Source organism: Nocardiopsis sp. TNDT3 (assembly GCF_003427465.1).
Lineage (GTDB): Bacteria > Actinomycetota > Actinomycetes > Streptosporangiales > Streptosporangiaceae > Nocardiopsis > Nocardiopsis dassonvillei.
This window is the reverse complement of record NZ_QPFC01001091.1, coordinates 1-4,345: the sequence shown is the minus strand read 5'-3', so window position 1 is coordinate 4,345 and position 4,345 is coordinate 1. Positions and strand designations below refer to the sequence as shown.

The window sequence follows — 4,345 nt, the reverse complement described above, 5'->3', positions numbered from 1 at the left end:
CAAGGTGATGCTCTACCAGCTGAGCCACGTCCGCTTGCTGCCTGGCGTCCGGCCCGTGGGCCCCGCCGTGCTGCTGGTAAGAACTCTAGCGGAAAGTCGGCAGACGGCAAATCGGCGCTGGGAGGGGCCGGTTCGGCGCTCCCGGCGCGGGTAGGCGGCCGTGCTGTCGGAGGACGCGCCGGGGCCGTCGGAGCGGACGTTGACGTCCGCGTCATGCGCCCGGGTGGACAATGGAGGACACCGGCGTGACGAGGGGGAGACGGGTATGGGAGCGGGCGGCTGCACCGGGGGACACGGCGGGCACCGGTCGTGGCCGCGGGCGCGGGAGGCCGCCCGGCTCCTGGGCGGCGGCAGGCCCCCGGCTCCGCGGGAGCTCCCCCTGGAGGACGCCCTGGGCGCCGTCCTCGCCGCGGACGTGCACGCGCTGACGGGCCTGCCCGCCTTCGACGCCTCGGCCATGGACGGCTTCGCGGTGTCGGGCCCGGGGCCCTGGCGGCTGGTCGGCAGGCGGCTGGCCGGGGCGGCGGAGGCACCCGTGGGCCTGCGCCCGGGCGAGGCCGTCGAGATCGCCACCGGCGCCCGTGTGCCCAAGGACACGGAGTGCGTCGTGCCCTACGAGCTGGCCGCCGTCCGGGACGGGACGGTGGACGGGCCCGCGGAGGCGGGCCGCCACGTGCGCTGGGCGGGGGAGGAGACCGCCCCCGGCGAGACCGTGCTCGAACGGGGAGCGGTGGTCGGCCCCGCCGCGCTGGGTCTGGCCGCCAGCCTGGGCCACGACACCCTGCCGGTGCTGCGCCCCCGGGTCTCGGTCCTGGTCACCGGTGAGGAGATCACCACATCGGGGCTGCCCGGCGACGGCAGTGTGCGCGACGCCATCGGTCCGGCGCTGCCCGGGGTCGTCGAGCGCGCGGGCGGCCGGATCGCGTCCCTGCGCCACCTGGGCGACGAGCGGCGTCCGCTGCTCGACGCGCTGGAGGGCGCGGACGGCGACGTGGTCGCGGTGTGCGGTTCCTCGTCCCGGGGGCCGGCCGACCACCTGCGTTCGGTCCTGGAGGAGCTGGGCGCCGAGGTCGCGGTGGACGGGGTCGCCTGCCGCCCGGGCCACCCGCAGCTGCTCGCGCACACCGACCGGACCGTGTTCGTGGGCCTTCCCGGCAACCCCGGGGCCGCCCTGGTCGCCGCGGCCACCCTGCTGGTTCCCCTGCTGGCCGCCATGACCGGACGCCCGGACCCCGGAACGGGTCTGGCCCGAGCCGTCCTGGAGGGCGCCGTCACCGCTCACCCCCGGGACACCCGGCTGGTCGCGGTGCGCCTGGACGGCGGCCGGGCGCGGCCGGTGGGCCACGACCGTCCGGGCAGTCTGCGCGGCGCCGCGCTGGCCGACGCCTACGCGGTGGTGCCGCCGGACTGGGACGGCGGCGAGGTGGAACTGCTCCGCGTGCCCTGAGACCGTCCCCGCGTCCGCTCGGAGACCGGTCCGGCGTCGGCTCAGAGGCCACTCCCGCGTCCGCCCGGCGGCCGCCCCCGCTCCCCGTCCAGAGACCTGACCAGGGGTCCTCCCGCCTCCACGACGTCGGGGCGACCGAACCGCGTTCTCATGCGGGGACCGTACAGAACCCCGCGGCGCGGCTCCAGGGGTGTGACCCGGAAGGGGCGGACACGCGCCGGGCCCCGGAAGGCGTCGCCTTCCGGGGCCCGGACCCTCGCGTGCTAGCCGTCGGAGCGGTTCCGCTCCGGCGCGGCCTGGGTGTCACCGGCCGCGGGGTCGGCGGCCACCGGAGCGGGCTCCTGCCCGGCACCCGTGGTCCCTCCGGCCTCCTCGGCGCCCGCGGCCTCGGCGGCCACCGTGGCCCCCGCGGTCCCGGCGGTGCCCACGGCCTCGACCGTCTCCTCCAGGGCTCCCTCGGCGGGGCCCTCCACCGGCTCCACGGCCGGGTTGCCCCGACCGCGCAGCAGCACCCACGCCTGCGCGGCGGCGGCCAGGACGATCACCACGGCGATGACGCTGGTCAGGTGCATGCCGTCGGTGAACGCCGTCCGCGCGGCGAGCATCAGCGCGTCGCCCGCGGCGCCGCCCACCTCGGCGGCGGCGTTCGCGGCCCCGCCCAGGGTCTCCCGGGCGGCGTCCACGGCCCCAGAGGGCACGCCCTCCACGGCGGTCAGGTTCGCCCGGTAGGACGCGGTCAGCACACTGCCCAGCAGCGCGACGCCCAGCGCCGCGCCCAGCTCGTAGGCGGTCTCGGAGATCGCCGAGGCCGCGCCCGCGCGCTGGGGCGGGGCCGCCGCCATGATCGCGCCGTTGGTCAGCGTCTCGGCGAACCCGGAGCCGGTGGCGATCAGCGCGAAGCCCGCCGTCACGAGCACCACACCGGTCACCACGTTGCCCTGCGGCGCGAAGACCAGGACCGCGAACCCCGTCGCGGTCACCAGCAGGGACCCGCCGATCACCGTGGCCAGACTCAGGTGGCGCGACAGCCGCACCGCCACCAGCCCCGCCAGCACCGACAGCACCAGGCCCGGCACCAGCACGAAACCGGCCCGCATCGGTGAGACGCCCAGCACCAGCTGGAGGTACTGCGTCAGGAAGAACAGCGACGACACCAGCGAGAACACGATCATCAGGTTGGTGGCCACCGCCACGCTGAACACGCGGTACCGGAACAGGCCCACGTCGATCAGCGGGTCGTCCAGGGCCTTCTGGCGCCGGACGAACAGGTAGCCCAGGCCCAGGCCGACCGCCAGGGAGACGACCGGGACGACCGCCAGGCCCTCGGTGGCCAGGTTCTTGACGCCGTACACGACGGGCAGGATCGCGGCCATGGACAGGACCACGCTCAGCGGGTCCAGGCGGCCCGAGTCGGGGTTGCGCGACTCGCGCACCAGCAGCGGGACCAGCACCAGGATCAGCGCCATCACCGGCAGGTTGATCAGGAACACCGAGCCCCAGAAGAAGTGCTCCAGGAGCCAGCCGCCCAGGATCGGGCCGAGCGCCGCGCCGCCGGAGAACCCCGACGCCCACAGGGCGATGGCCAGCAGGCGCTGGCGCGGGTCCAGGAAGATGTTGCGCAGCAGCGACAGGGTCGAGGGCATCAGTGAGGCGCCCGCCAGGCCGAGCAGGGCGCGGGCCGCGATGAGCACCTCGGCGGTGGGTGAGAACGCGGCGAGCAGCGAGGCCGCGCCGAAGGCGGCCGAACCGATCATGAGCAGGCGTCGCCGGCCGATGCGGTCGCCGAGCGAGCCCATGGTGATCAGCAGTCCGGCAAGGACGAAGCCGTAGACGTCGACGATCCACAGCAGCTGGCCCGCGTCGGGCCGCAGCTGCTCGCTGAGCGCGGGGACGGCGAACCCGAGCACGGTGGAGTCGACCGAGATCAGGATCACCGGGAGGACCAGGACGGCGAGCGCGGTCCATTCGCGCGGGCCCGCGAGGGCGGGCGCCGCGCCGACGGTGCCGTTTCCGGTCTGGGCGGAACTCATCTTTCCTCGTTACGTGTCGCTTGTGTGCGCGCCGCACGGCTGTGAGGGCGCGTTCGGACCGGCGGGATGCGGAGGGCGAACGGCCGGGCGGAAGGACGGGAAGCCTGGTCGACCGGGGGCGTACTCCCGGGACTCTTCAACCGTCCAGACGGTACAGTACCGTCCAGCCGGTACAGTGTCAATCGTGAACGCTTCGAACACCCGCGACCGCATCCTCGACTCCCTACAGGACATCCTCGTCGGTGAGGGTTATTCCGCGGTGACCCTGGAGGCCGTGGCCCGTGACGCCGGGGTGTCCAAGGGAGGACTGCTGTACCACTTCCCGTCCAAGGCCGCCATGCTCACCGGGCTCATCGAGCGCCTGCGCGTGCTGGCGGAGGAGGAGTTCCGGGAGGCCGTGGAGGGGGAGGAGGGCGTGGTCCGCGTCTTCCTGCGCACCTCGCTGCCGCGCAGCCCCGAGGAACGGGAGCTGTACTGGGCGGTCATCGCGGCCCTGCGCGGCCAGGAGGACATGCCCGAGGAGGCCGTCCGCACGGTCCAGGGCCTCTTCAGCCGCTGGGGCGACCTATTGCACGAGGAACTCACCGACCCGGTCCTGGCCGAGATCATCCTGCGCGCGGGCGACGGGCTGTACATGGCGGCGATCGCCGGGCTACCCCAGCCCGACCCGGCGCTGACGCAGCGGATGATCGACCGCCTGGTGGAGGCCTCCGACAAGGCGCGCCGCGAGCGCTGAACGTCCGCCGTCCGGGCCGGTCGGGTCGGTTCAGACCCGGTACTCGAACATCTGGACCTCGGTGCCGCCCACCGGCACCCGTTCGACCGGGGTGAACCCCTGCCCCTCGTAGTAGCGCACCAGGGCCCCGTC

Annotated in this window: 3 protein-coding genes and 1 pseudogene; 2 read left to right on the top strand and 2 right to left on the bottom strand. The window is 74.9% G+C overall.

Annotation, left to right across the window (positions count from 1 at the left end):
• Nucleotides 1-265: 265 nt before the first annotated feature.
• Nucleotides 266-1,447, top strand: a complete 1,182-nt coding sequence (locus tag DQW06_RS24230) for a molybdopterin molybdotransferase MoeA (RefSeq protein WP_013152160.1) — start codon at nucleotides 266-268, stop codon at nucleotides 1,445-1,447.
• 263 nt (nucleotides 1,448-1,710) lie between these two features.
• On the opposite strand, the gene DQW06_RS24225 is transcribed toward DQW06_RS24230, so the two are convergent.
• Nucleotides 1,711-3,477, bottom strand: a complete 1,767-nt coding sequence (locus tag DQW06_RS24225; protein ID WP_071621703.1) for an MFS transporter — start codon at nucleotides 3,475-3,477, stop codon at nucleotides 1,711-1,713.
• Between the two features lie 184 nt (nucleotides 3,478-3,661).
• On the opposite strand from DQW06_RS24225, the gene DQW06_RS24220 reads away from it, so the two are divergent.
• Nucleotides 3,662-4,213 (top strand): TetR/AcrR family transcriptional regulator, encoded by a 552-nt coding sequence (locus tag DQW06_RS24220; protein ID WP_041552428.1) that lies wholly within the window; start codon nucleotides 3,662-3,664, stop codon nucleotides 4,211-4,213.
• A 30-nt stretch (nucleotides 4,214-4,243) separates the two neighbouring features.
• Here DQW06_RS24220 and DQW06_RS24215 read toward each other — a convergent pair.
• Nucleotides 4,244-4,345: pseudogene (locus DQW06_RS24215) on the bottom strand (GNAT family N-acetyltransferase); the annotation flags it as partial.

Bases quoted from the DNA above. Each gene is read 5' to 3' on its own strand.
- DQW06_RS24230 (WP_013152160.1), top strand. From the start codon at position 266: ATGGGAGCGGGCGGCTGCACCGGGGGACACGGCGGGCACCGGTCGTGG.
- DQW06_RS24225 (WP_071621703.1), bottom strand. From the start codon at position 3,477: ATGAGTTCCGCCCAGACCGGAAACGGCACCGTCGGCGCGGCGCCCGCC.